This window comes from Synechococcus sp. GFB01, assembly GCF_001039265.1.
In the GTDB taxonomy this organism is placed as follows: Bacteria; Cyanobacteriota; Cyanobacteriia; order PCC-6307; family Cyanobiaceae; genus NIES-981.
This window is the reverse complement of the sequence record NZ_LFEK01000091.1, coordinates 1-2886: the sequence shown is the minus strand read 5'-3', so window position 1 is coordinate 2886 and position 2886 is coordinate 1. Positions and strand designations below refer to the sequence as shown.

3 protein-coding genes, 1 tRNA gene and 2 pseudogenes are annotated in these 2886 nt (G+C 69.4%); 1 reads left to right on the top strand and 5 read right to left on the bottom strand.

The window, feature by feature from the left end:
- Nucleotides 1-73: 73 nt before the first annotated feature.
- From SYNGFB01_RS09665 to SYNGFB01_RS09650, 4 genes and pseudogenes are all read right to left on the bottom strand, one after another.
- Nucleotides 74-262, bottom strand: a complete 189-nt coding sequence (locus tag SYNGFB01_RS09665; RefSeq protein WP_006043540.1) for a hyperconserved protein Hcp — start codon at nt 260-262, stop codon at nt 74-76.
- 46 nt (nt 263-308) lie between these two features.
- Nucleotides 309-381: transfer RNA gene (locus tag SYNGFB01_RS09660), tRNA-Trp, on the bottom strand.
- Nucleotides 382-431: 50 nt separating this feature from the next.
- A pseudogene (gene rplS / locus SYNGFB01_RS09655) lies at nt 432-937 on the bottom strand (50S ribosomal protein L19).
- A gap of 41 nt (nt 938-978) precedes the next feature.
- Nucleotides 979-1323: a hypothetical protein gene (locus SYNGFB01_RS09650; RefSeq protein ID WP_048017861.1), complete on the bottom strand. Its 345-nt coding sequence runs from the start codon at nt 1321-1323 to the stop codon at nt 979-981.
- Between the two features lie 89 nt (nt 1324-1412).
- Between SYNGFB01_RS09650 and map the strand changes: the two are divergent.
- Nucleotides 1413-2266 (top strand): annotated as a pseudogene (gene map / locus SYNGFB01_RS09645) (type I methionyl aminopeptidase).
- A gap of 14 nt (nt 2267-2280) precedes the next feature.
- Here the strand turns inward: map and SYNGFB01_RS09640 are convergent.
- Nucleotides 2281-2886 (bottom strand): short-chain dehydrogenase (locus SYNGFB01_RS09640; RefSeq protein WP_048017860.1); only part of this gene is annotated, 606 nt, incomplete at its 5' end.

Here is a 2886-nt window from a genome sequence, read left to right as displayed (position 1 = left end):
GCCCGCCGCTGCGGCGGCGGGCCCGGTACGTAGCAAGCCCGACCAGGTCGAATCCCGGACCGAATGGATGGGCTCAGGGACGGAAGCCGGCCGGTTCGATCAGGCGCACCTGGTTGCCGCGGGCGGTGAACTCACGCCCCTGATCGCTCTGCACCACCACACGACCACCGGATTTCACCCGGATCACCCGAGCGCGCACCCATCCGAGGGCGGCTGACTCGAGCACTTTCACCACGTCACCGGGCTGAAGATCCAACTCCATGGTCGGCAAGAATTTCAAGACAACGAAACGGCCTGGGGGCATCGAACGCGCCGTGGAGGACTCGAACCCCCGACATCAGGTTTTGGAGACCTGCGTTCTACCAACTGAACTAACGGCGCAGGGCCGATGCCCCCGTTGAACGAGACCAGAGCGCGAGGACGATGGCGCCTCAGCGGTCGAAGCGCTGCTTGACGCGGGTGGCTTTACCCACCCGATCGCGCAGATAGAAGAGCTTCGCCCGCCGCACCTTACCGCGACGCTCCACCTTCACGGAAGCCACCTGGGGGCTGTGCAGCATGAACACCCGCTCCACGCCCACGCCCTGGAAGATGCGGCGCACGGTGATCGTGGCGTTGAGGCCGCCGTGGCGCTTGGCGATCACCACGCCTCGTAGGGCTGCACGCGTTCCTTGTTGCCCTCGCGGATCCGCACGCCCACCTTCACGGTGTCGCCCACGTAGATCTCGGGCAGATCGCTCTTGAGCTGCTCGGCCTCGAAGGCGCGGATCAGATCCTGGGCGCTGAGCCGGCCGGTGCTGGCGGCAGGAGCCACGGCCGGCTTCTCGGCCACCGCCGTGGCGGCTGCGGCAGCGTTCTGCTCCGCGCTCGCCTCACCGGACTCCTGGAGGTCGGTGTCGATCTCGGCGGTGTTGATCTCGTTCGACTCTGCTGCCATCTCAGCTCCGCGACGCCTGGCCAAACTTCCAGTGTACCGGCTCAGGTGTCACCCCCTTCAGCTGCCCGCTCCGACTGGCTCCGGCTCAGCCGCCGCCGCCAGCGCTCCAGCAGCAGCCCCGCGCCGCTGGCCAGCATCCACAGCAGGCCGAGGCCGTTGGCCAGCACGTAGAAGGTCTCGCCGGAGGCCCCGAACCACCGCTGCAGCCATTCGCCCTCATGGATCACCATCAGCAGGTGGGCCTGGTCGCGGCTGAGGTGGATCCAGTCGCGGCCCAGGCGGTAGCCCACGCCGCTGCTCACGGTCACCAGCAGCGGCAGCAGCACCACCGGCGCCAGCGCGCCGTGCCAGTGGCGCAGCCGCAGCGGCCAGGGGCGGGCGGGCATGGTTCGGCGCGATGCGGCTGGCCGTTGATAGCTTGACAACCCAGAGCGCTGGGCTCAGCTGCCCCGAGCCCTCCCATTCAGCCCGCTGCATGAACCTGTTCGCCGATCTGCTGGCCAGCACCCGGGCATCCTCGGAACCGGCCGTCACCCAGACGGGCCCCCGGATCCAGAAGAGCCGCCGCGGCGTGGAGGTGAAGAGCACCCGCGAGATCGAGACGATGCGCCAGGCCAGCCGCATCGTGGCCACGGTGCTGCGCGAGATCATCGAGATGGCCGCTCCGGGCCTCACCACCGCCGACCTCGACGCCCACGCCGAGAAGCGCATCCGCGAGATGGGCGCCGTGCCCAGCTTCAAGGGCTACCACGGCTTTCCCGCCAGCATCTGCGCCTCGATCAACCATGAGGTGGTGCACGGCATCCCCAGCCACAAGCGGCTGATCCGAGCCGGCGACCTGGTGAAGATCGACACCGGCGCCTACTTCGACGGCTATCACGGCGACAGCTGCGTGACGATCTGCGTGGGCGAGGGGGTGCCGGAACAGGCCCGTACGCTCTCCCGCGTGGCCCAGGAATCGCTGATGAAGGGCCTGGCCACGGTGAAGGCGGGCAGCACCCTGCTCGACCTGGCCGGTGCCGTGCAGGATCACGTGGAGGCCCACGCTTTGCCGTGGTGGAGGACTACACCGGCCACGGCGTGGGCCGCAACCTGCACGAGGAGCCCTCGGTGTTCAACTACCGCACCCGCGAGCTGCCCAACATGAAGCTGCGGGCCGGCATGACCCTGGCAGTCGAGCCGATCCTCAACGCCGGCAGCAAGGCCTGCCGCACCCTCAAGGACCGCTGGACCGTGGTGACCGTGGACGGCAGCCTCTCGGCCCAGTGGGAACACACCATCGCCGTGACCAGCGACGGCTGCGAGATCCTCACCGACCGCGATTTCTGAGCCGCCCGCTCCGCTCAGCTCCCCGAGCGGCTCAGCAGCCGGTAGTAGAGCCAGCGGCTGAGCGTGGTGAGCGGCATCAGCACGTAGGTGAGCGGATTCGGGGTCACGATGATCAGATTGCAGCCCAGCTGCGCCTGCAGCAGCACCTGCTCGGCCACGAACCCCGGGCCCATCACCCCCACGGGGTTGAGCGCCGACCGGAACGGCCCCAGCACCAGGCGCCGCAGCCGCAGCCGCGGTCCGGCCAGATCGAGCGCCCGCAGGCTCAGCAGCTGGCCCAGCAGCCGCTTGCTGATCTCGTAGAGCGGGCTCAGGGCCGGCTGGATCTCCGCCTCCGAGGTGTTGATCCACACCTCGGCCCGGGGCCGGGCCGGATCCGCCGGCCGTTCCGCCACCACGGCGGCGAACAGCTCCAGCAGCCGCCAGCTGCTCAGGGCGTTGACCTGCAGCGAGAGCTCGGTGGCCGCGGCACTGCGCTCGCCGTGCACGTTCACGCCGTGGTTGAGCACCAGCACGTCCACCTCGGCCAGCAGGCCGCGCAGCGCCTCCTCCTGGCCGGCGCACCAGGTTTCATCCCGCAGCGGGATCGCTTCGCCCGCCGCGTCGCGCAGCTGCAGCTG